General features: G+C 42.8%; 19 protein-coding genes. 11 read left to right on the forward strand and 8 right to left on the reverse strand.

The genetic code is table 11. From position 1 onward, the window contains the following. The first annotated feature begins 280 nt into the window (after positions 1-280). Together SWOO_RS09790 and SWOO_RS09795 are read left to right on the forward strand one after the other, a co-directional pair. Positions 281-976 carry an aspartate/glutamate racemase family protein gene (locus tag SWOO_RS09790; RefSeq protein WP_012324538.1) on the forward strand — a complete coding sequence of 232 codons (696 nt, stop codon included), beginning with the start codon at positions 281-283 and terminating at the stop codon, positions 974-976. 283 nt (positions 977-1,259) lie between these two features. After that, the gene (locus SWOO_RS09795) at positions 1,260-1,814 is read left to right on the forward strand and encodes a porin family protein (protein ID WP_012324539.1); all 555 of its coding nucleotides are present in this window, start codon (positions 1,260-1,262) and stop codon (positions 1,812-1,814) included. Positions 1,815-1,917: 103 nt separating this feature from the next. Here SWOO_RS09795 and SWOO_RS09800 read toward each other — a convergent pair whose 3' ends face one another. Then, positions 1,918-3,219: an anaerobic C4-dicarboxylate transporter gene (locus SWOO_RS09800; protein ID WP_012324540.1), complete on the reverse strand. Its 1,302-nt coding sequence runs from the start codon at positions 3,217-3,219 to the stop codon at positions 1,918-1,920. Between the two features lie 498 nt (positions 3,220-3,717). Between SWOO_RS09800 and SWOO_RS09805 the strand changes: the two genes are divergently transcribed. After that, a complete protein-coding gene (locus SWOO_RS09805) occupies positions 3,718-6,540 on the forward strand; it encodes an ExeM/NucH family extracellular endonuclease (RefSeq protein ID WP_012324541.1) in 2,823 nt (940 codons plus the stop codon). A gap of 399 nt (positions 6,541-6,939) precedes the next feature. Here SWOO_RS09805 and SWOO_RS09810 read toward each other — a convergent pair whose 3' ends face one another. The 4 genes from SWOO_RS09810 to SWOO_RS09825 all read right to left on the reverse strand — a co-directional run bounded on the left by SWOO_RS09810 (position 6,940) and on the right by SWOO_RS09825 (position 12,087). Further along, positions 6,940-7,260, reverse strand: a complete 321-nt coding sequence (locus tag SWOO_RS09810; RefSeq protein ID WP_012324542.1) for a YdbL family protein — start codon at positions 7,258-7,260, stop codon at positions 6,940-6,942. Positions 7,261-7,286: 26 nt separating this feature from the next. Continuing rightward, positions 7,287-7,487 (reverse strand): YnbE family lipoprotein, encoded by a 201-nt coding sequence (locus tag SWOO_RS09815; protein WP_012324543.1) that lies wholly within the window; start codon positions 7,485-7,487, stop codon positions 7,287-7,289. Positions 7,488-7,578: 91 nt separating this feature from the next. Beyond that, positions 7,579-10,983, reverse strand: coding sequence for a YdbH domain-containing protein (locus SWOO_RS09820; protein ID WP_012324544.1), 3,405 nt, complete (start codon positions 10,981-10,983; stop codon positions 7,579-7,581). A gap of 255 nt (positions 10,984-11,238) precedes the next feature. After that, positions 11,239-12,087, reverse strand: a complete 849-nt coding sequence (locus SWOO_RS09825; RefSeq protein WP_012324545.1) for a D-hexose-6-phosphate mutarotase — start codon at positions 12,085-12,087, stop codon at positions 11,239-11,241. 353 nt (positions 12,088-12,440) lie between these two features. Here SWOO_RS09825 and SWOO_RS09830 point away from each other — a divergent pair, with 353 nt between their 5' ends. From SWOO_RS09830 to SWOO_RS09840, 3 genes are all read left to right on the forward strand, one after another. Continuing rightward, positions 12,441-14,231, forward strand: coding sequence for an acyl-CoA dehydrogenase C-terminal domain-containing protein (locus tag SWOO_RS09830; protein WP_012324546.1), 1,791 nt, complete (start codon positions 12,441-12,443; stop codon positions 14,229-14,231). 299 nt (positions 14,232-14,530) lie between these two features. Beyond that, a complete protein-coding gene (locus tag SWOO_RS09835) occupies positions 14,531-15,055 on the forward strand; it encodes a YbhB/YbcL family Raf kinase inhibitor-like protein (protein WP_012324547.1) in 525 nt (174 codons plus the stop codon). Positions 15,056-15,077: 22 nt separating this feature from the next. Continuing rightward, positions 15,078-15,857 carry a helix-turn-helix domain-containing protein gene (locus SWOO_RS09840; protein WP_012324548.1) on the forward strand — a complete coding sequence of 260 codons (780 nt, stop codon included), beginning with the start codon at positions 15,078-15,080 and terminating at the stop codon, positions 15,855-15,857. Positions 15,858-15,878: 21 nt separating this feature from the next. Here SWOO_RS09840 and SWOO_RS09845 read toward each other — a convergent pair whose 3' ends face one another. Then, entirely contained in the window at positions 15,879-16,487 is a 609-nt protein-coding gene (locus tag SWOO_RS09845; RefSeq protein ID WP_012324549.1) for a DUF938 domain-containing protein, read from the reverse strand. 97 nt (positions 16,488-16,584) lie between these two features. On the opposite strand from SWOO_RS09845, the gene SWOO_RS09850 reads away from it, so the two are divergent. The 5 genes from SWOO_RS09850 (at position 16,585) to SWOO_RS09870 (ending at position 19,197) form a co-directional block, all read left to right on the forward strand. Beyond that, positions 16,585-17,082 (forward strand): GNAT family N-acetyltransferase, encoded by a 498-nt coding sequence (locus SWOO_RS09850; protein WP_012324550.1) that lies wholly within the window; start codon positions 16,585-16,587, stop codon positions 17,080-17,082. 36 nt (positions 17,083-17,118) lie between these two features. Continuing rightward, complete coding sequence (locus tag SWOO_RS09855) at positions 17,119-17,586, forward strand: OsmC family protein (RefSeq protein ID WP_012324551.1); 468 nt, start codon at positions 17,119-17,121, stop codon at positions 17,584-17,586. A 367-nt stretch (positions 17,587-17,953) separates the two neighbouring features. Further along, positions 17,954-18,235, forward strand: coding sequence for a helix-turn-helix domain-containing protein (locus SWOO_RS09860; RefSeq protein WP_012324552.1), 282 nt, complete (start codon positions 17,954-17,956; stop codon positions 18,233-18,235). Continuing rightward, a complete protein-coding gene (locus SWOO_RS09865; protein WP_012324553.1) occupies positions 18,198-18,554 on the forward strand; it encodes a hypothetical protein in 357 nt (118 codons plus the stop codon). Before SWOO_RS09860 ends, SWOO_RS09865 begins: the two co-directional genes overlap by 38 nt. A 100-nt stretch (positions 18,555-18,654) precedes the next feature. Continuing rightward, a complete protein-coding gene (locus tag SWOO_RS09870; RefSeq protein WP_012324554.1) occupies positions 18,655-19,197 on the forward strand; it encodes a hypothetical protein in 543 nt (180 codons plus the stop codon). Positions 19,198-19,288: 91 nt separating this feature from the next. Here SWOO_RS09870 and SWOO_RS09875 read toward each other — a convergent pair whose 3' ends face one another. After that, positions 19,289-19,558, reverse strand: coding sequence for a hypothetical protein (locus SWOO_RS09875; protein WP_012324555.1), 270 nt, complete (start codon positions 19,556-19,558; stop codon positions 19,289-19,291). 225 nt (positions 19,559-19,783) lie between these two features. Then, complete coding sequence (locus SWOO_RS09880) at positions 19,784-21,841, reverse strand: bifunctional 2',3'-cyclic-nucleotide 2'-phosphodiesterase/3'-nucleotidase (RefSeq protein ID WP_041418081.1); 2,058 nt, start codon at positions 21,839-21,841, stop codon at positions 19,784-19,786. Positions 21,842-22,068: the final 227 nt, after the last annotated feature.

Below are 22,068 nucleotides of genomic sequence, written 5' to 3' on the forward strand. Positions count from 1 at the left end.
AAATATGAATTAATTTTATATTTCAACTCGGTTCCGGTCCTTAGAGTATGCTTGTTTTTTGATAGTGAATTAATATAAATCGAGTTATTAGCTAGTGTTCTTTTGTTTTTTTAGTTTTAAATACTTAAATTTGTTGCTTTGGTAACATATACGTAATTTGTGGCAAGGTACAGAATCTACTTAACAATTGAGCTACAAAATTGCGCTTTTTGTGAGGACTGGGCTCATTATTTTGTTTGAGGAACTTTCTAACAAACTCACTTTAAGGAATATGAACAAGGTGAAAACGATTGGATTGATTGGCGGTATGAGTTGGGAGTCGACCCTTAGCTATTATCAAGCACTTAACCTAGGGGTTAAAGCTGAACTTGGCGGGTTACATAGTGCGAAAATAGTACTGGTTAGTGTTGATTTTGCTGAGATTGAGAAGCTTCAGCATCTTGGAGAGTGGGACAAGACAGCAGCGATCTTATCTGAAGCTGCAAGCGGGTTAGAAGCGGCGAACGCTGACTTTTTCATGATCTGTACTAATACTATGCACAAGGTTGCAGATGAGGTGCAGGCTAAAGTGAACATCCCGCTACTGCACATTGCTGATGCAACTGCTGAGTTATTGGTTAAAGATGGTATCAAGAAAGTGGGGTTATTAGGCACCCAATTTACCATGGCTGAATCCTTTTATAAGGGAAGGCTGACGGAAAAATACGGTATAGAGGTACTAACCCCAAGTGATGATGACCAGTCAATCATTCATCGAGTTATCTATGATGAGCTTTGTCAAGGTGTGGTAAATGCACAATCCCGATCTGCCTATGTGGAGATTATTGAAAAGCTGAGGGACAATGGCGCTGATGCGGTGATACTAGGTTGTACCGAGATAGCTATGTTAGTCAAAGAAACAGACACCAATGTGCCACTTTATGACACCACCGCTATTCATGCTGAGGCTGCTGTTAAAATAGCATTAGATTGTTGATATCGTTTTTTTAGCTACTTGCAGAGGTGTTTTTAAACAGGGCTTAGAAGTTTACCGATGTGTACCTACGTACGTTTCGTCTTGGTTGGTGTTTTGTTGTTGAACCGATCATAAGATGTTTCCGAATTGGTGCTTTCTGTCCTGTTTTTCGCCAAACCTGTATGCTTCCTGAATGGCCTTGTTGCTCTTTGTTGGAATCGATAACCTTTGTGCCGAACTTGTATTAATCTGCATGCAATTTATAAGACAGATGTAACAACAATAATCAGTTCGGGGAATTACTTTGAAAACATTAACTATTGCAGCAGCTTCTCTACTCGCCATTTTTGCATCAAGCAATGTGGCTGCAGCCAATGACCATAGTGGTTTTTATGTGGGTGGCAGTTTAGGACAACTAAAAGTAAAAACAGAGGATAGTGATAATGGCTTAGGCTTTGGTGCCTACGGTGGTTATAACTTCAATGATTGGTTTGGTTTAGAAGCCAACATGTATCTTTCAGGAGATCTTGGTGGCAATGGTTATGATTTAGGTGCTGGTACGTTTGCTTTTACCCCCAAATTTACTTACCAAATTAATGACACCTTTGCTGTGTATGGCAAAGTAGGTATCGCTTCTATGGCTGTTGTGTATCGACCTGATAGAGGTATAGATGAAGACTTTACTGGCTTTGGTTGGGTCTATGGTGTTGGTGTTAATGCCTCTATTACTGAGAACCTTAACATCCGTTTAGGCTATGATATTGTTAAAGGCGATCTCGACTCTGAGTATTCATTCAGTGAGCAAAATGTGGATACTGATATCTCTAACTTTGCGCTAGGTATGCACTACCAGTTTTAAGCTTTAATTGGCTAAAGGTTAAATGACAAAAGGGATACTGATACCGTTAGGTGTCGTATCCCTTTTTTGTATTTCTCACTTATCTATACCGATTGATATAGTCTTAAAGCACTAAGCTTCCTAATGCAAATCCCAATGCGACAGAGGTAAAGATGGTCACAAGTCCAGGGATCAGGAAAGGGTGATTAAATACCATCTTACCAATTCGTGTCGACCCCGTATCGTCCATCTCTACGGCTGCTAACAGGGTTGGGTAGGTGGGCAAAACAAACAGGGCACTTACCGCAGCGAAAGAGGCGATTGCAGTTATTGGTGCAACACCTATGGCCAGTGCGGCAGGCATAAGGGCTGTAGTAGTAGCACCCTGGGAGTAGAGTAGCATAGAGGCAAAAAACAGAGTGACGGCTAACATCCAAGGGTATTGATTGAGTATGTCTGCAGACAGCGCCTTAATCTCAGTGATATGACTTGAAACAAACGTATCTCCCAGCCAAGCAACACCTAACACACAGATACAGGCACACATACCGGATTTAAACGTTGGAGCATTGGAGATCTCTGAAGGGTCTATTTTGGTAATTGTCACGATAGCGGTTGCAGCCGCTAGCATAAATACCATGATAGCTTCGTTACGGCCCAATGCAGGGTCTTGAATGAGATTAACAGTGTCTGAAATTAGGGTTGCATAGACAATCACACCGACAATGGCGGTGACAAAAATAGCCGTGGCTGTTTTTGCTGTTGGCAGCAAATTACGCTGAGTTTGCCCCTGAAGTTTAATCAGGCCTTTAGCTTGACGCTCTAGAAAAACAGGATCATCTTTTAATTCACAGCCAAGGAAGTTAGAGACAAATGCGCCTATCATACAGGCTGCAAAAGTAGTGGGAATACAGATGGCTAGCAAGGTTAAGTAGCCCACGCCCAGAGGCTCTAAAATACCAGAGAAGAAGACCACAGCTGCGGAGATAGGTGATGCTGTAATGGCAATTTGTGAAGCAACAACAGAGATCCCTAATGGACGTGAAGGTCTAATTCCTTGCTCTTTAGCGACCTCTGCAATAACAGGTAAAGTAGAAAATGCAGTATGGCCAGTTCCTGCAAGTAAGGTCATGAAGTAGGTGACAATCGGTGCGTAGAAGGTGATACGTTTAGGGTGTTTTCTAAGAAAACGTTCCGATAGGTCGACCAATAGCTCCAGTCCGCCGGCCACCTGCATTGCAGCAATTGCGGCAATAACTGACATAATGATCAAGATGACATCAATGGGTATGTGCCCGGTATCAACTCCTAGAAACAGTGATAAAACGAGGACACCAGCGCCGCCAGCTAATCCAATTCCTATTCCACCGATACGTGCCCCGAGATAGATAAAAGCGAGCACAACGAGCAGTTCAACAACGACCATAATTAACCCTAATGTAATAACATTCAGCGAAAATATACCGATTTAAAAGAGGTATATTGATTTGCCTGAGGAGAAGCTTATGTTGTTTTTGGTACCGCTTTTTCCTAGGCGCTAAATTTTACTCCCCTTATCCCCTATATAACGGTACTTAGTTGACTATTTTTTTAAGCTGTGATTTTGCTCACGTAGCCCTAAGTTTTTAATGGGGCATGCGCACAATTATCCCGTTTTTTGATTTAACCTAAAATCGCATATTGAGTCACTTTTACGCCATTAATAATCAGCTTATTGATTGTTTTTTATCAGAACTTTTTCTTAAATATCGCTTAAGGAGTTCATAAGTTGTATTTACCTTCTTACCACCTTCCTGTAACTTAACTGTAACCAGTCTGTTTTATACTTTGTGCTGGTTTTAGATGTAAAAACAACAGCAATTTGAACAGAAGAGTCAAATGCTGAAATAAAACTAGGTTAAATGGGTTATTTTAAGGGGTTAATATGTTTACCAAAGCAAGCTTGCTTGCCTTGGCGATAGGTGGTGTGTCCACGTTCGCCCAAGCAGCAGACAATCTGATCATCTCTGAGTATGTCGAAGGCAGCAGCAACAATAAAGCGTTCGAGCTCTACAATCCAACCACCGCAGCGCTAGATCTTAGCCAATATGAAGTTAAATTCTACTTTAACGGTAATACACAAGCAGGTACAACAATCAGCTTAAGTGGCTCATTGGCACCTGGAGAGGTGTATGTGGTCGCTGATAATGATTCAAGTGCTGATATCTTAGCCATTGCCGATCAAGTCAGTAATAGCAGTTTTTACAATGGCGATGATGCACTGGTACTCATGTCAGGTGGCGTCGTTATCGATAGTTTAGGTCAGGTTGGTTTTGATCCTGGTAGTCAGTGGGGAAGTGGAGATCTCTCTACCCAGAATAATACACTTAGACGTAATCCAGATATGTTGATCGCAGATACTGTGGTTGATGATGAAGCGAGCTTAAATACTTGGTTAGGTTTTGCTCAGGATGATATCTCTGATCTGGGGATGTTTGACGGTTCAGGTCCAATTGATCCGCCTCCACCAGTAGATCTTGTGTGCCACGATCCTTTTGTGACAATCCATGTACTGCAGGGCCAAACTGATGTGAGCCCATACAATGGCCAAACTGTTGAAGTTGAAGCGGTTGTAACCAGTAATCAAGAGGCAGGGCTTAAAGGACTCTTTATCCAGATGCCTGATGATGCAGTTGATGCCGACCCACTGACCTCAGAAGGTGTCTTTGTTTATACTGGTGGAGATACTGGTTACCTAGCTGGCGATCTTGTTCGCATGCAAGCTGTGGTTAAAGAGTTTAATGGACTCACTGAACTGACCGATCTTGTATCTCATACATTGTGTGCTTCTGCTCAGGCAATCCCAAGCCCAGCAAGTGTGACACTTCCAGTTGCTGATATCGCAGATCTTGAAGCGTTTGAAGGGATGCGAGTGAGCTTCACTCATAATTTAGTCGTTAACGAAGTGTATAACTTAGGCCGTTATGGTGAACTATTGCTTGGAAGTGAGCGTCACTTTATCGGTACGCAAGTTGCTGCTCCAGGCGCCGATGCCTTGGCTGTTACTGCTGCGAATGCAAGGGATGCTATTGTACTTGATGACGGCTTAACGGCTCAAAACCCAGATCCGGTTCGTTACCCTTCACCAGGCTTAAGTGCCGATAACACTGTTCGTGTTGGTGATACAGTTACCGGATTAAATGCCATGATGCACTATGCATTTGGTAAGTACCGTTTGATGCCTGTTGATACAGTCAATTTCATTGCTGAAAACGCAAGAACGCTTGCACCTGAACTTGCTGCGGGTGGTAATCTAACCGTGGCAAGTTTTAACGTTCTTAACTACTTCAACGGTGACGGTGCTGGTGGCGGGTTCCCGACCCCACGTGGCGCTGATACTGCGACAGAGTTTGAGCGTCAACGAGCGAAGATCATCAGTGCTATGGTAGGTATTGACGCGGATCTGTTTGGTTTGATGGAGATTGAAAATGATGGCTTTGGCAGTGATTCTGCGATTGCGGATCTGGTCTCAGGGCTGAATACAGCTATCGGTGAAACTCGCTATGGTTATGTTAATGCGGGTGGAAGCTCTATCGGAACCGACGCTATTGCTGTTGGAATGATCTATCGACTCGACAAAGTTAGCCCACAAGGTGCGGCTAAAATTCTGTCAACGGCTAACTCACCGTTAGACGATGCTGGTGCGCCTCTGTTTAATGATGGCAAAAACCGTCCTATGTTGACTCAGTCCTTCTCTGTTAATGATAGTGATGAGTCATTTGTTGTTGCAGTCAATCACTTCAAATCAAAAGGTAGTAATTGTGACAGTCTTGGCGACCCTAACCTTAATGATGGTCAAGGAAACTGTAATGTCACTCGTACCCGTGCAGCGCAAGCTGTAGGCACTTGGTTAGCGGCTGAATACCCACAGGCTCCAGTGCTCTTGATTGGTGATTTGAACGCCTACGCACAAGAGAATCCATTAACAGCATTAAAAGATGCTGGGTTTACTGAGCTGTTTGATCACTTAGATAAAGTCGGTGCATACTCTTATGTGTTCTCTGGTGAAACGGGTCAGCTAGATCACGCTTTAGCCAACAGCGAACTGATTGACAGCGTAGTGGATGTTACTGAGTGGCACATCAATACCGATGAGCCGCGTATACTCGACTATAACGAAGAGTTTAAGTCAGCTTCTCAGATTGAAAACTTATACAGTGATAGTGCTTATCGCTCATCAGATCATGATCCTGTAGTCGTCTCTTTACTGCTTGAAGCAGCTAATATCGCTCCAGTGGCTAGTTTCACTTTCGATCTGCAAGGTGCTGTGGCTAACTTTACCAGTACCTCTACCGACGAAGATGGTGATCTGGTCAGTTATGAGTGGACATTTGGCGACGGTAATGGCGCTGATGGACAAGCCGTAAGTCATGAGTATGCTCAAGATGGTGATTATGTTGTGACACTAACGGTGACCGATGATGGCGGCTTAAGCCATAGTGTTTCCCAAACTGTGACTGTGGTGACTGAGCCTGAAAATATGAAGCCAGTTGCTGTTATCCATCATATCGATCTTTGGTTTATCGATATCTTTGTATCGCTTAGCTATGACGAAGATGGTTATATTACTCGCCATAAGTGGAAGTTTAATGATGGCAGCAAAATTAACGGTCCTGTGGCGGTTAAGTTTGCAAGTCGCGCATCTAAAGTTAAGCTGGTTGTAACAGACAATGATGGCTTAAAAGACAGTGCTAAATTAAGATTTTAAAGAGAAGAGTTTAACTTTTTAGTTAACAACAAAAAGCCCGCATAGCGGGCTTTTTTACGGCGTGATTTTTGTTTAATACCAATCAGTATAAAGATTTGATCGCTCAGCGAGAGTTTAGCGGTTCTGAGGCAAGGTCCTTAATTGCTCCTGCATTAATGACATTCACCACATCCATGTGGTTTGCAACGAGTGAAGAGCATAGTTATTCTACGGTTTAGCTCGTTAACACAGCATCAGAACCGCTAAAACTCGCCTGTAGGGAGTGTTTTTGGCTGCCTACTTCTGCGTTGAATGAACTCATAAGGGAACAACCATTCTTTCATCCATTCGCCTTGAATTAGTTTGCCAAAAGACACTCTGAGTAGATCAACTTCTTATACTGATTGGTATAAATAGAGACTATTTTTTTACCCACTTACCATTTGAGCTTTTGATATATTGCCCACGTTTGGTGGCTTTCATCGCTTTCTCGGCAGCGAGTTTTGCTACTTCACTAGCAGAAATACCATTTTTTCTCGCAATCTTTTCGTAGTGAGCTTTACGTTTTGCATTCACCTCTTTTGCTACCGCAGTAGCTTGAGGGTCACTTTTTACAACCCCTAAATAACCATTAGGTTGCTCGCCAACTAATCCTTGTGATTTAGCATCTTGTAACGAGATCGCAAATGCGTTTAGGCTCAGCAGTAGACCTGCGGCGAGCACGAGTAACTTAGTTTTCATTCTGTCCCCCTTAATTAACTGAGCCGTTAAAATAGTTCATCATTGGTAAGTAGCTCATCAAGCTCTTTATCCACTTTAATGCGTATCTCATGTTCAATTTTAACATTGAGATTGATCACGATTGGCTTATCTGGTGGCTCTATCTTCACTGTGGGCGTGCAGCCCGTCAGTAGCAGGAGAGCGGTGATTGCGCTCAACGTAATGCGTTGGATTTGCAACTTTTTCACGGCTATTTCCTTTTATCCAGTTTCTCGAAGTTATTTGGGTCTAGGCGTTAACTATAACGGGTTTAAGATGACAATAAGCTGAACGCCTGCTTTAATTCATCGATTGTTCTATTTGAGTCTGTAGCTTATCACCTATCTGCAAACTCTTTAAAAGTAGTAACATATTCTCCTCTTGAGAGTAGTTCAAGTGAATTGGTCGTTCAATCCCTATAGTGTGACCTTTCACATTGACGTTTAAGATGGCATCTCCCGATGGCTCCATATCAAAGGTACTGGCAAGCTCAGAGTATTCAAGGTGCTCCAAAGTTGAAAAAGCAAAGTCCAGATAGGGCTGCGAGGTTCTCATCTGATCTACCGCAGGATTACCGCTGAGGGTAATAAGTCCACCTGGCGCACGAGCTGCCAGCCGTCCACCACTGACAGAAACTTTACCGTCGATAAGATCGACAGGTAGTACACCATCAAATATCCCATCGGCGTAGAGTCCCACTTGCGGTTGTATCGCTATCAGCTGGGCAAGACTTAATCCTTGAAGCACTAAATATCCATGGGAGGGGGCGTTCAGGTTCAGGTCAAACTCGGGTAGAAGAAGTTCGCCTCCTAATAATTTACCGCCCGCATTCATCTGGATATTGGCATTCGTTAAATTCGCCGGCACATTAGTTGACTGGCTATCTAACTTTTCTGAGTCTTTGGATATAGATATGTTGGCATTTGCTTTGAAGTCTTCGATAAGCACACCAGGATTAAATGCAACCGCTGACAGATTGATGTCGGGGCAGGAGAGTGTACTTTGCTCCTTGGGAGAAACTATAGATTGATCTTGGCCAGTACGATTCAGCTTAAGGTGGCAGCTAGCATCCATCATTGCGCCTTCAAATGGGAGCTCGTTGATACTGCCTCTAAGATCACTTAATTTTGGGGTGAAATCTAAGGAAAAGTGGCTTTGTGAGAGGGGGGATTTGCCATTTTTTGTTGTTTTCGTCTCTTGGGTGAATTGGTAATTAAGGTCTAACCTAGTGTGGCCATCGAGATTGAGACTTGGTGGAAGGGAGTAATTTGCATTTATCAGACCTAATACCGAGCTTATGTCAGTGTCGAGTATCGCTTTCCCCTCAACAGTAAAGTCAGTTAGGTTGGGTTGAGTTAAATCTGGTGTGGCTGTGTGCGTCGAGTCTAGATTTAGTCCATCGAAAGACCAGTGCTCTTGGGTGTTTAAATCTTGCTTATTCCAGTTGAAGCTCTGTATTAGCTCGCTTTGGCTCAACTCAAGGAGCTTCTCTGTTCTAAGGCGTCTGTTCTTACGGTAACTTCGCTTTATCTCGAGTCCCTCAATCTGGTACTTGGCTTGGTTTTGCAGGCTTTGCTGTTTAAGCAGTTGGTTCAAATTGGTATGCTTATCGATAGCCAATTTAAGGTTTGCAGTCTCCATCAATGTTAGCGTAAGGGAAGGAAGCTGAATGTTTACCTCCTGATTAAGTAGCGTAGGAGCCGTTGCTGTTTCTGTATTTTTTGATTTTGCGTGAGCCACTTGTGAGCCTGTTTGCAGCAGTTCATTGGCTAGTTGTTGGAGCTTAAATCTTGGGATCTCTAGTGACAATTGAGTTGTGCCATCATCAAGTTGTGACTTTTCTAACTTGATCCTATCCAGTGATTGCAAGTTTGCTTCCTGGGTTGAAACTGAGATGGAAGGGAGGGCGAGTCCCACAGTTTTACTTATTTTTTTATCTAAGAAGTTAATACCTTCAGAGCTTAATGAAAATATAGAGCCGTTAAACTCAATCGCTAAAACCTCTGGCTCGTTATCCTTAGAGTGCTTTGTTGCTGTGAGATAACTGGGCGCATCTGTATGAAGGCTAAGGTTGTTAGCGTTAAAGCTCACCTCTTTTGTTTTAGAGGAGGGCTGCTTATGGTCGTAGCTGACGGGACCTAAGGCTAACGTAAATGAAGGAAACGTTATTGAAAGGGTCTCGTTTGAGTCATTGAGATTTAGAGGGGAGTGAGTTCGCAATGAGAGTGATTTGATACTCATACTCATAGCCATAGCATCTTCTCGATTACTGTGCTTTTGTGGCGTAGGCTCATGCAACATCAGCTCTTCACTATGAAAAAGTGTCGCTTTATCTAGATTTAGGCTGAGCTCTGTTCCTATCTTGTTGCTCTTTGCTTTTACTTTACCCGTTAACTCTGAAGTGGTTTTTGCGAGCTCAAGGGCATAAGAGGAGAGCTGCTCAGGTAGGATAGTGGTTAGTTCAAGCCTCTTTTTGGTTACAGTATTAAGCGACCAATCCCCCTCTAACTCAGCCCTTTGAGTTTCACTCTCCAAGGTTAGGTTTAGGGTTTGTAATATGGCTTTGGCAGAGAGCATTTCGTTCTCAATCGCGAGTTGAATCTTAGGTGATAGAAGCTTTCGCTCTGCAAATGAGTAGTTAAGTGGCTCGTTCAGCTCAAACTTCATACTCAAGGGATTAAAAGAGGTGGCTTTATTGTCTGGATGCAACAGCTCGCTCATCTTGAGAAGCGATTTATCTTTAATTAGCGATCGTAATGCAACTTGTTGCCGGTGATCGGGAGCGACAGCTATCGAGAAGGGCTGTAAGCTCAATGATAGATCTGCAATATGGCCATTAATCGTAAATTGAGTTAGAGACGTTTCAGGAGTGATAATAAGATCTGCTAATTGTGTCAATTTTAGCTCTGTGTTTATAAGCTCATGGTTTGATGTCAGTTGTGCGGTTTTGAGATTAAGCTCTGCTTGACTATTCAGTGTGCCACTCAATTGTAATCCTAACTCATCAACTCTTTGTTTTATCAATATCAGACTAGTTAACGCCTTGTTATTAATAGGCTGTTTGGCAATATTGTTAAGGAGTGTTTGAACTTGCTCAAACACGACTGAGGTAGAGAAGGCCCATTTTGTGTCACTTAATTGAGCATCCATCGATAATAGGGTTTCACCCTTTTGCGTGAGTAAACTAGAGAGTGCGCCTTGGTTATCTAAGGTGAGGTAAGCTAAAACCAAGTTTAGTGGATTAGTGGTTCCGTTTTTCAATGTGAGTGTTGTTGGCCCAATCTCTATCTGCGGGAGTTGAGCGATATCCAGTGCCACAGTGGGGCCCTGTTGATCGACATTTTTCCCCTCATCAGTGAGGACGGAAGGGTTGAGTGCAACATCCACTTGTCCCAGTGAGATTTTAGCTATCTGATCCGTTGAAAAATTGAGAAGAGAAAAAGAGGGGGCCAAGGTTAACTCAAGATCTTTAATCTTGATGTCGCTATCTTTTACCTCAAGGAACACATGCGCGAAGTGCCATTGAGTGATCGAGTGAGGGCGGATACTAAGCTTAGTTATCTGAGTGTCATAACTGGCTAGATACTGATTGGCAAACTTAACTGTCAGCCACTCATAGCTCATCAACAAGGCTGTGAATAGGCAGATAAAGAGAAGTGTAAAGGCGAGTATAAGTCGCTTCATCCGAGATAAGGTTCGGAGCATCAATATAGTTTTTCCCAGTAATTTGTTGAGTTTATACCCAAGCGACCTCAAGATGCTGAATCCTGCACCTTGAAGTTGTTTGGGTATAGTATGATGAAAAAACAAATATTTGAAAAGTGACGATTATATTGATTGGTATTAAGGTCAGCTCCATAAAGAGCAATAAAAAAGCCAAGCTAATATTCATCAGTATAAGAATTAGCTTGGCTTTCGTTTATATAGTGCTATTGGCGGCTCATCAGCTTAACAACAAAGTTAACTCTTCCAACGGATCTTAGTGGTTAAGGTGTGTGATTCATCAGGGGCTAAAGTTACTGCATCATCTAGTACGTTAGCTGCTTCTAAGCAGACCATAGAGAGGTAGTCGTCGCTATTGAATCGAGAAAGGCGTTGAGATTTTTCTATCCAAGGGTTCCAGAGTACAGCTGAACGACTATTTTCACGATTAACCTCTATCACACCCTCAGGTGTCACTAGCTCCTGCAGATCACTTAGCTTGGTATAGACGCGATCTGTCTCTTTGTCGAAGGAGACCTCATCACCTTGTTGCTTGAACGGGCCTTCTCCAAATTCAATGTATTGAGAACCTTCAAACCCTTTGGCCTTGAGTTGAGAGATATCCCCAATAGGGAAGTAGGTATGCAGTGCCTGCGTAAAACTAATGGGGTAACCAGACAAGTTTGTATTTTTAAGGGATACCGTTAAGGTGCCATTTAAGATAAATAGCATTTCGACTCGAGTATCGTGGGGCCAATAAAGCTTATCTTCCTCACTAATTTTCAGCGTAAACCTAAGCTCGACGCCAGAATCTTTCATCTGTACAGACTCTAGTGCCCATAATCGGGTACGGGCAAAGCCATGTTGTGGCCAGTCAGAGTTATCGTTCATGCCAAACCAGGGCCAGCAGACAGGTATTCCGCCTCTGATCCCGCTACCTGCTTGATAATCATCTGCAGATGAGACCCAAAGTAAGGGCGCTTTTCCCGTTGGCTGGAAAAAGTCAATTTGCGCCCCTTGTAAGAAAATTCTGGCTTTACATGCCGGAGTATCAACATCGACGTACTCTAATCCGTTGGCGTGCTTTTTAGTTGTCACTGAACCCATGCTCTGTTTCCTCATTCCAAATGCTGGACTCACTTATATTGATACAAGCTCTAAATATCGAGATTGTTTGGATATGTTTGATAGTGAGTCGGAATAATAATGCAGCTAGCTTAGCTTGTTTTGCACTTTTTCATAAGAGGTACTTGTGTTCTATTTACGGTTACGCTGTTCGGGTGCGCAAACAAACTGAGAAAAGCGAAAGGTTTCAGTAACGGTTCAGAGAGATTAAGGTCAATATCTTGCGTGGACGAAAACTGCCTCTTGTAAAAGTCATTATTTAAACGCATGATTGAAACCATTGTATGAAAGGTCTGAACTTTATTAGCTGCGTATAAAAATAAAAGGATTAGGGAATGCCGACATATCAAGCACCACTTCGTGATTATCAATTTGTATTAAATGAGTTACTTAATATCTATGAAGAGAGTGAGTTACAGGGATTCGATGAGATTGATGCAGATCTTGGCGATGCCATTCTTCAAGGTGTGGCAGACTTTGCTACCGAGATCATGCTACCGCTAAACAGTAGTGGTGATGTCGAAGGTTGTAAGTTGCTTGATGGTCATGTTATTGCACCTAAGGGCTTTAAGGAAGCTTACCAGCAGTATGTGGATAATGGCTGGGGCACTTTGACCTGTGATCCTGAGTTTGGTGGCCAGGGACTTCCTGAAGTTATTGGTGTGTTTGCAACCGAGATGAAAACCGCTACTAACATGGCGTTTGCCATGTATCCAGGGTTAACTCATGGCGCTTATGCTGCGATACATGCACATGGAAGTGACGCATTAAAGCAGAAATATTTAGAAAAACTGGTGACAGGTGAATGGACTGGGACCATGAACCTGACAGAGTCACATGCGGGTACAGATCTGGCGCTACTGCGCACAAAAGCTGTCGATGCAGGTGAGGGGTTTTTTGCTATTTCAGGTGAAAAGATATTTATCTCATCTGGTGATCATGATTTAGCCGAAAATATCATACATCTAGTGCTAGCCAGACTACCCGATGCACCGGCAGGGGTGAAAGGGATCTCTCTGTTTGCAGTGCCTAAATATCTCGTCAATGACGATGGCAGTATTGGTGATGCTAACAAATTGTGTGCGACTGGGCTCGAGCATAAAATGGGGATCCACGGAAACTCAACCTGTGTGATGAACTTTGATGGAGCACTCGGTGAGCTAGTGGGCGAGCCTCATCAAGGCTTACGTGCCATGTTTACCATGATGAATCAGGCCAGATTAGGAGTGGGCGTGCAAGGTTTAGGTGTCTCTGAGATCGCCTATCAAAATGCACTTATTTATGCGAAAGGTAGAATCCAAGGGCGCGGCTTAAGTGGCGTTAAAGCCCCTGAAATGGCGGCGGATCCTATTCTAGTCCATGGTGATGTTCGCCGTATGTTGATGTCTCAAAAAGCCTTCAACGAGGGAGCGAGAGCCATGATGGGTCAGCAAGCGTTATGGCTGGATAAAGCAGAGCGTCATAGCAACCCTGAAAAGGCCAAGGAGGCCTCTAAGTTAGCCGCACTGTTTACCCCTATTGTGAAAGGTTTCGTGACTGACAGAGGCTTTAATGCCTGTGTCGATGCTCAACAGGTCTTTGGCGGCCATGGTTATATCCATGAGTGGGGAATGGAGCAGTTTGTACGTGATATTCGCATCGCCATGATTTATGAAGGCACAAATGGCGTACAGGCACTGGATCTGGTTGGCCGTAAGATACTGTCAGATAAGGGGGCTGCGCTGATGAGTTGGTCTGGGCTGGTTAAACAGTTTATCGGTGAGAACATGGGTAATGATCAGATGAAGCCCTACATTGCCGGCTTGATGGATGCCTCTGGTGATCTCGAGAAAGCCACTCAGTTTATCGCAACTAATGCAGAGAAGAACCCAGACATTCTTGGCGCTGCTTCAATGCCATATATGCAGATATTAGGGATCACAGCTTTAGCTTGGATGTGGGCACGTATCGCTTCAACGGCAATCTTAGCACTCGAGAATGGCACTACCGAGATTGAGTTTTACCAAGGCAAGCTAAAAACCGCCACATTTTACATGAACTATTGGGCGGTACAAACCAGAAGCTTACGTAAACAGATAGAAGCGAGCAGCGAACAGTTAACTCAATTTAGTGAGGCTGATTTTTAACGACTAACTTTCTTGTTGCTGTTCAGATTCGGTCTGAAATCTTACCTAATTGATCTGCGGGGGTTTATCTTGTGCCTCTGCAGATCAACTTCTTTCAACGTATAGATTATCAATACTAAAGATTGTTTTATCTCTTACCGTTAAACCGTCAATTGCATTAACTCTCCCCATCAACCCATTTAAAATTCATACTTAAAAACTCATTAATTAAGTGTATTTTGGTTATTTGAACTTTTATGTAAACTTAAACGGTCATTTTTCTCTTATCATTATGTCAGTTCACTAACAGGAGTCCTTATATGAAACTTAAAACATTAATCATTCTTTTGGCGGGTGTGGCATCATTTTCAAGTCAGGCATTAGAGATCAGCAGTAAAGATATTCATGAAGGTCAGCTGATGAGATCTAAATTTGAGTTCTCTGGAATGGGTTGCAGTGGGGGGAATGTATCGCCTCAGCTTTCGTGGTCTAATGCGCCAAAGGGGACTAAAAGCTTTGCAATTACAGTGTTTGATCCCGACGCGCCAACCGGTAGTGGCTGGTGGCATTGGACGGTATTGAATTTACCAGCAAGTACAACTCACCTAGAGCGAGGCGCTAAAATCACTAAAGGTCTTGAAACTCGCACTGATTTCGGTAAACCAGGTTTTGGTGGGGCATGTCCGCCAGAAGGTGATGGTATGCACAGATATCAGTTTACGGTTTGGGCGTTGCCACAAGAAAAAGTCGATCTTCCTGCCGATATCTCTCCTGCCGTTGTAGGTTTTACGCTTAACAGTATGGCCTTAGATAAAGCAGTACTGACAGCAACGTTCGTACGTTAAGTCTGGGATATTCGGGGATAAGATGGCTAAGTTAATCAATGTGCACGCTTTTAAAAGCTCGCAACCACAAGCATTAAGAGACGTTCCCATCTATATTCCCAGTATTGTTGTGATACAAGCGGGGGCTAAACTGCTGAGTTGGCAAAGTGATACGTTAACGTTCGAGAGGGGGACTTGGTTGTTTGCTCATGCTGAGCAATCGCTTACTTTTATTAATCACCCTGCTAATTTTACATTTCGCTCAATTCAAATTTGTTTCTTATCGCCTCCTTCCTCAGCGATTATGGAGTCGATGGTTGATGAGAGAGGGAGGCGTTTAACCAAATCACCTAAAGTGGTCTCTAATACAAAGCTTGATTTTGCTTTGAAACAGCTACTTGCTATGCAAGAGCTGGACTTTACCGAGCAGACTCAGCAACACTACCTTGATGCCTTTTATCAAATACTGTTAGAAGCTGGGTTACTGCAGCTGCTTTTCCCTGGGGCTGATCTTTCAATGCGAGAGAGGGTATGTCGGTTTTTGAGTAATGAGCCCGCTAAGGCTCATTCCATTGATGAGCTTTGTACACACTTAGGCCAGAGTCGATCGACGTTAACACGACGGTTAGCTGATGAGAGTACCAGTTATCGTGAACTCTTAAGTGAGACTCGTATGCTCCATGCGCTCAGTTTGATGCAGACCAGACCCTACAAGCAGTTGGAGCTGGCATTGGCCTGCGGTTATCAGTCTGAAACTCGCTTTGGTCAACGTTTCCTTAAGCAGTTTGGACTCACTCCTAAGCAGTATATGAAGACGCTTTAAGGTTGAACAACAAAGTTAGATCTACATTTTTATAAAATGAAGCAAGCGATTATTGGCAGGCATAGTGTGGTCAGCCATTAGCTTCAGACCTTGCTCTTTTGCAAGTTGAATAATCCACTCAATATCGCGTATCGCACTTTGAGGGTTTTGCTCTGCTAGCCAGATATCGAATCTGGCATTACTTTCACTGGTGTAGTTTCCTTCATAATTAAATGGCCCGTAGATACAGAGTTGCCCCTGGGATTGTAAATGCTCTCCGACGCCGTTAAAAAAAGCTTTTACCATCTCTTTGGCCATGATGTGGAGCGTATTGGCGGTGAACATAGCATCGATATTAGCCTGTTTTGCTAGCGGCCAAGTTTGGGTCACATCGAGAGCTAATGGTTGTCGTAAATTCATTAGCTGTACTTGGGCTAATCTCATCTCTATGCCTTCAAGATAGCCCTGTTGATCACTGGTTTGCCAGATAAGATGCGGCAGATGTTGTGCAAAGTGGACAGCATGCTGCGCTGTACCTGTGCCTATCTCCAAAAGGTGTGTTGAGTTTAAAAATAGTGGCCTTATCACATCAAGGATAGGGGCTTTATTGTTTTCACAAGCTTGGGAAAAGGGGAGCTGATTTATGTTCATTCTATTAGGCCCAAAGAATAGGAGATCTTAATTTGATACTGTATCTTGTTCTTTCTTTTCAAAGAAGGGAAGTTTAAGCGTTTATGGAGAGCTGGATATGAAACTTATCAGTGTAGCTCAGGAGCATATTCGCCAGATGATGCTCTGGTTTGATGATAAAGACTCACTGTATTCCTGGGCAGGTCCTGGTTTTCGTTATCCATTTACCTATGATAGCTTCATTGAAGATCTTAATCTGGATGCGTTAATCTCATTCTCTTTGGTCAATGATACTGGTGAGCTTGTCGGGTTCGGTCAGTGTTATCGCCGTAATGGTAAATGTCACCTAGGACGCCTCGTTATTGCCCCCCATTTTCGAGGGCAAACTTGTCAGATAGCACCATCTAAAACGATGAAAGTAAGTCACTACCTGATCTTGGCCTTAAGTGAACAGGGATGTGAGGTATTAGAGCTCCCTCTTGTCTCTGGTTCTGTCTCTTTGTTTGTGTTAAATCATAATCTTCCAGCCCTTAATCTCTATCTGTCTTTAGGCTTTGTTGAGAGCCAGTACCCTGAAGCTATTCCGATTGATAACTGTCTCTACATGGTGAAATAATTTTAATCTTAGTGATATGAAATGTAAGGAGTATTAATGTCTGAGTACCTTGCCAATATTAGCTGGAAGAGAGCCGCTGATGAGGCATTTATTGATAATGAATATAGCCGAGGTCATCAGTGGTCTTTTGATGGCGGAGTCGAGATTTCAGCTTCCTCTTCACCTCATATTGTTCCTCTGCCGTTTTCTGTGGAGGCTAATGTTGATCCAGAGGAGGCATTTGTCGCTTCACTTTCAAGTTGTCATATGTTGTTCTTTTTGGGGATTGCGGCAAAAAGGCGGTGGGTCGTTGATGCTTATCATGATAATGCTGTGGGAGTAATGGGGCTGGATGAAAATGGGAAAATGGCGATGACTAAGGTACTGCTTAGGCCCAAAGTGACGTTTTCAGGAGAAAAGCAACCAAGCTTGGCTCAACTTGAAAAAGTGCATCACCAATCCCATGAACAGTGCTTTATTGCGAACTCAGTAAAAACAGAGGTGGTCACTGAAATCGTATTTTAGCGAAAAGAAGTTGATGCTGGGCGGGGGGATAAAGTGTCAACTATTTAAAAGTAAGTCGAGTACTGGCCTACTCGACCTAACCTGAGTTGTAAATGATGACAAGCTCTTAGGCTAGTTTCATGACTCTACATTCAAAAAACAGCAAAATAATTGGTGGCAGATCCACTACTTGTGCTCGCTCCCTAGGCGTTCTTACGTTTGTACATTTTGGTTAGACACTGCACAAGTCAACTCAAGAGTTAACATTAACAAACTATCTGTCTAAAAAATTAGACTAAAAGTGTCTGTAGTGTTAAAAATATGTTCTCCCTTTTAAAGGGCAGAGCTATATATCTTTTTATCAACGGCCAGTGGAAAAAAGGAATTTATGTTCACAACACCAGAGATAGTCAAATCGCTTCGGTTGTCACAAGGATACAGTGTCACTGAACTGGCAAGTAAGATGGGGTGCAGTCGACAAACCATATATAACTGGGAGGATGGGGTCTCAGAACCTAAACTGTCTCAGTTTCTGCATTTATGTGTGATTGTGGGGCTTAATCCAAATAATTTACTTCCTAAAATACCTTCAAAAATGAGTAAAACACAGATCACAGACAAGGAGTTTCAAGATGATAATCAGCAATCCTCCACTGATTTCACAAAGTAGTCAGCTAAAATCAATATCCTCAAGTGAAGTAGGGATCACACGGAAGACAACTGGGGGAGATGTTCAGCCACCACCAAAAATTCAAGCTGAAGGACCAGTGATCACACCAAACACAACTGGAGGGGCACTTCAACCACCACCAAAAATTCATGCTGAAGGACCAGTGATCACACCAAAGACCACAGGTGGAGCACTGCAACCCCCACCAAAAATCCATAATGATGAGATGGTGACTTACGCACGAGGCGCTTCAGGAGTTATCTCTTCTGACGCTGATAAAACGATAGGTGCCCATACCTCCATATCCGTTAATGTGTGATATTCAGTTAGGTTTAAGCAGTGAAGGTTAATGTATTTAACACTTTTACTTTAATTGTGTTTTTACTGGTTGAAGTTAGGAATAGGATGTTTCCAAACTTATGTTAGAGTATTTTTCACTGTTTAACCGCATTGAATGGGCGCTTATCATCATAGCTTTTGCTGTGAGTGCCAAATCTGCCAATATCCGTTGGTTGACGGGGACATTGATTGTTTTAAAGACGATTGATGTTTTAGTTATTGACATTATTTTACAGTGGGGAGGTTTTTATTACCTTGCTATCTCATTTTATGATGTCGTTATTATTGCAATGATACTGAATCGGCAAAAAACAGCCTCCTGGATTGCTGGTCTGAATATTCCAGTATTGAGTCGACTTGCACTAGGTTCTGCCCAATATTATAAACTGACAAGTAATGAGATCTGTTTAATTTTACTGTATCTAGCGTCAATTTTGGTTAATCTACTCTCTTTGAGTGAACGTTTAGTCCGTAAGTACACTGAGTTTGAACCTATGTTTTTCTACAATATATATCCTGAGGCGAAGCTTACATTAACAACTTTAAGCATTTTAATTCTCTGCTCTGTTGCGATAAATGGTGCGAACAATCTCTATCGGGACAGGAAAGGACAAAAATTATAATTTAATGGTGAAGCATGAGTTGGTTACTAATGGGGAAACCTTCAAAGTAAACCAACTCATTAAAAGATGAGCATTTTGCTAATGTATATGGCTAACTTTCAGCTTTTCCTGCTTCTTTGGCTTTCTTAATATCAAAATTATCCAGTAGAAGAAGGTTGTCGGCTAAGGCGGATTTGAGCTTAGTTGCGGGAGGCGTTTTTTTATCACGACTTAATGACTCTCTTCGCGTGACAGACTCTAATAGTGCTTCAAGCTTTTCGGGGGATTCAAGCTCGAGATCCGGAAGCTTTTTACTGCTAGCGTCATTATAAAGTTTAAACTCATTCTTTAGGTGCTCTTGAGCTTCTTTAATTCTATTCATCTGCGCTTCTCCATTTAAAATAAATGTCATCTAATTAAGCTAGTTCATAAGATGGGTTTACGCAAATTATTGAATTTCTCAATATTAAAGTGAATTCATTGCTCTTTTGGTTTAATTGTATGATCTAGTTTGGTTAGAAAAAGACCCTTTTGATGCCAAAAGGGTCTCTGTTAGTCAAAACCGACTAGGTTAGGCTTAAATGAGACAGCCTTGTAGTATGTTGACCTACTTAGTCACTGGTGTGGTTAGGTCAATATTGTAGATGGCAAAGCCAAACTCATCGGTTAAATCTGTGCGTTTAGTTAATGGGCGAACTTGGTTATCGATAACAAATTTATCAGCAAGTTCACTGTCTTGGGTTTCAAAGCGGATATCTAATTGAGTGGCAGTATCGATCGTCACAAAGTCCCAGTTATTGTCAGCAGAAGGATCCACTTCTCCATTGGTCTCTGTTTCATCTGTGATGTACTGAGCTAGTGCCTCACGATTACTGTCTGGCAACTCCATGATGACGTAGTCCGCTCCTGTACCTGCAAACTTACCACCAAATGCGCGGTAGTTATTGGTTGCGACGATAAACTCTTTCTTAGCTAATTCGTCACCGGTGAATACCGTATCATCTTGGGTATAAGCCAAGTCAACAATGCGGTTTGCATCTTCATTGACAAGCTTACAATCCCCATCGAACTTAGTAGGTTGAGTGACATCTATTTTGTAAGTCACACCATCGATAACATCGAAGTTGTAAGTTCGGTGCGTGTCCCAGTTAATTAGGTTTTGTGGTGTCGAGATGTTTGGATCAATCTGATTAAACTGGTTTGCACTGCACTCCAACCAATCTTTGAGCTCTGCGCCAGTAAGCTTAACGGCAACCATGGTATTTGGATAGAGGTAAAGATCGGCGGCATTCTTATAGGTCAGATCTCCTGCTGGTACTTGCACGTAAGAGTCTGCGTCAGCAGCGGTGCTGTGACGTCCGCCAGCTTTAAATGGAGCAGCCGCAGAAAGCACCGGAATATCTTTTAATGCGTCGGTTAGGTTAGCTTTGACTTTAGCTATCTGCGCATCAGAGACAATCTGCACTGATGGATCATCCTGCACTAAGGTCAGGAAGCTATACATATCAGCAGAGGCTTTACCAATAGGCTGATCTACGTAGCTAAGTGTGCCTTGATGCTCAAGTGCTACAGCGTCACGAATACCATTATCGGCAGTGACGAGTTCAGGCTGTTCTGCATTTTTGTCATATATCGGTGATGCTTTTGCTGAGCGGTCGATGACAACCCAAGCGCCGTTCTGCATCTCGAGTTTAAGATCGACAATACCTAAGTTATCACCCCAACGACCAGGCATTACAGCTGCCACACCGTTGATTGTTCCTTTCTCTAGGTCAGCGTTTTCCAATCCTTCAAAGGTAGCTGATGGAAAAACTGAGTGGCTGTGGCCAAAGGTGATTGCATCAATCCCCTCAACCAGTGAGAGTGCATAGGTGGCATTTTCATCGTTAACATCAACCGGATTTGATGGCGTGCCGACACCTGAGTGAGGAATGGCAACAATCACATCCGCACCTTCAGCTTTCATCATAGGGATGAACTTTTCTGCGGCTTCAACAATCCCAAGTACAGTTACTTTGCCTGAAAGGTTTTGTTTATCCCAAAGTAGAATTTGTGGAGGAACAAAGCCGATATAACCAATTTTGACGGTTTGTTGATCGCCATTGCTGTCGATGACGGTTTTCTCTTCGATGATGTAAGGGGTGAAGAGGTTATCGCCCTTGGCTTTACCTTCCCAGCAGTCAGCTTCACATAATACGTTAGCATTGATATAGGGGAAGTTTGCACCAGCTAGGGCTTCCTCTAAGAAATCTAGCCCGTAGTTGAACTCGTGGTTACCAATATTACCTACAGAGTAGCCTAGGGTATTCATCGCTTTATAGGCAGGGTGTGTGCCACCTATGGTGTTATCGCGTTTGAAATTGTCGGCAACATAATCCCCCATTGGACTACCTTGCAGCAGGTCACCATTATCAACTAAAACAAAGTTGTTAACCTCAGCGCCTTGTTGTTTGATTAGGCTAGCGGTTCTTGCTAAGCCTATGGTTGGATCATACTTTGTTTTGTAATAGTCATAATCCATGATGTTAGTGTGTAGATCTGAGGTTTCAAGAATTCTAAGGTCAACCTGTACGGCTGCAACCTGTTCGTTGTTATCATCTGAACCACAGGCAACTAACCCTAGTGTGGATGCGATCACTACCGCTAAAACTTTTTTATTAAACATATCCATCGTTCTCTTTATATTTAGACCCCAGAAGAGCGTTTTTATGCTCTTCCATTTAGCTGATGGTTACTCTCTGTTAACGTTACTCAGCTTGATGGATTATATAGAGATCCAATGGCTTTTATGTGACATGAGGTAGGCTTGTTGTGATGATATCTCTGAATTAACTCTTGTTCGCTTAAAATGTGAACTTGGTGTTTTACACGTTGTTTTATTTGTTAGTGCTA

Origin of the sequence: Shewanella woodyi ATCC 51908 (assembly GCF_000019525.1) — a bacterium.
Classification (GTDB): Bacteria; Pseudomonadota; Gammaproteobacteria; order Enterobacterales; family Shewanellaceae; genus Shewanella; species Shewanella woodyi.

Excerpts from the sequence above, each read along its gene's own strand:
- SWOO_RS09875 (WP_012324555.1), bottom strand. The coding sequence starts at position 19,558 with ATGAATAGAATTAAAGAAGCTCAAGAGCACCTAAAGAATGAGTTTAAA.
- SWOO_RS09845 (WP_012324549.1), bottom strand. The coding sequence starts at position 16,487 with ATGAACATAAATCAGCTCCCCTTTTCCCAAGCTTGTGAAAACAATAAA.
- SWOO_RS09840 (WP_012324548.1), top strand. The coding sequence starts at position 15,078 with ATGGCTAAGTTAATCAATGTGCACGCTTTTAAAAGCTCGCAACCACAA.
- SWOO_RS09850 (WP_012324550.1), top strand. The coding sequence starts at position 16,585 with ATGAAACTTATCAGTGTAGCTCAGGAGCATATTCGCCAGATGATGCTC.
- SWOO_RS09800 (WP_012324540.1), bottom strand. The coding sequence starts at position 3,219 with ATGGTCGTTGTTGAACTGCTCGTTGTGCTCGCTTTTATCTATCTCGGG.
- SWOO_RS09820 (WP_012324544.1), bottom strand. The coding sequence starts at position 10,983 with ATGCTCCGAACCTTATCTCGGATGAAGCGACTTATACTCGCCTTTACA.
- SWOO_RS09830 (WP_012324546.1), top strand. The coding sequence starts at position 12,441 with ATGCCGACATATCAAGCACCACTTCGTGATTATCAATTTGTATTAAAT.
- SWOO_RS09880 (WP_041418081.1), bottom strand. The coding sequence starts at position 21,841 with ATGTTTAATAAAAAAGTTTTAGCGGTAGTGATCGCATCCACACTAGGG.
- SWOO_RS09805 (WP_012324541.1), top strand. The coding sequence starts at position 3,718 with ATGTTTACCAAAGCAAGCTTGCTTGCCTTGGCGATAGGTGGTGTGTCC.
- SWOO_RS09865 (WP_012324553.1), top strand. The coding sequence starts at position 18,198 with ATGATAATCAGCAATCCTCCACTGATTTCACAAAGTAGTCAGCTAAAA.
- SWOO_RS09810 (WP_012324542.1), bottom strand. The coding sequence starts at position 7,260 with ATGAAAACTAAGTTACTCGTGCTCGCCGCAGGTCTACTGCTGAGCCTA.
- SWOO_RS09870 (WP_012324554.1), top strand. The coding sequence starts at position 18,655 with ATGTTAGAGTATTTTTCACTGTTTAACCGCATTGAATGGGCGCTTATC.
- SWOO_RS09835 (WP_012324547.1), top strand. The coding sequence starts at position 14,531 with ATGAAACTTAAAACATTAATCATTCTTTTGGCGGGTGTGGCATCATTT.
- SWOO_RS09860 (WP_012324552.1), top strand. The coding sequence starts at position 17,954 with ATGTTCACAACACCAGAGATAGTCAAATCGCTTCGGTTGTCACAAGGA.
- SWOO_RS09855 (WP_012324551.1), top strand. The coding sequence starts at position 17,119 with ATGTCTGAGTACCTTGCCAATATTAGCTGGAAGAGAGCCGCTGATGAG.
- SWOO_RS09825 (WP_012324545.1), bottom strand. The coding sequence starts at position 12,087 with ATGGGTTCAGTGACAACTAAAAAGCACGCCAACGGATTAGAGTACGTC.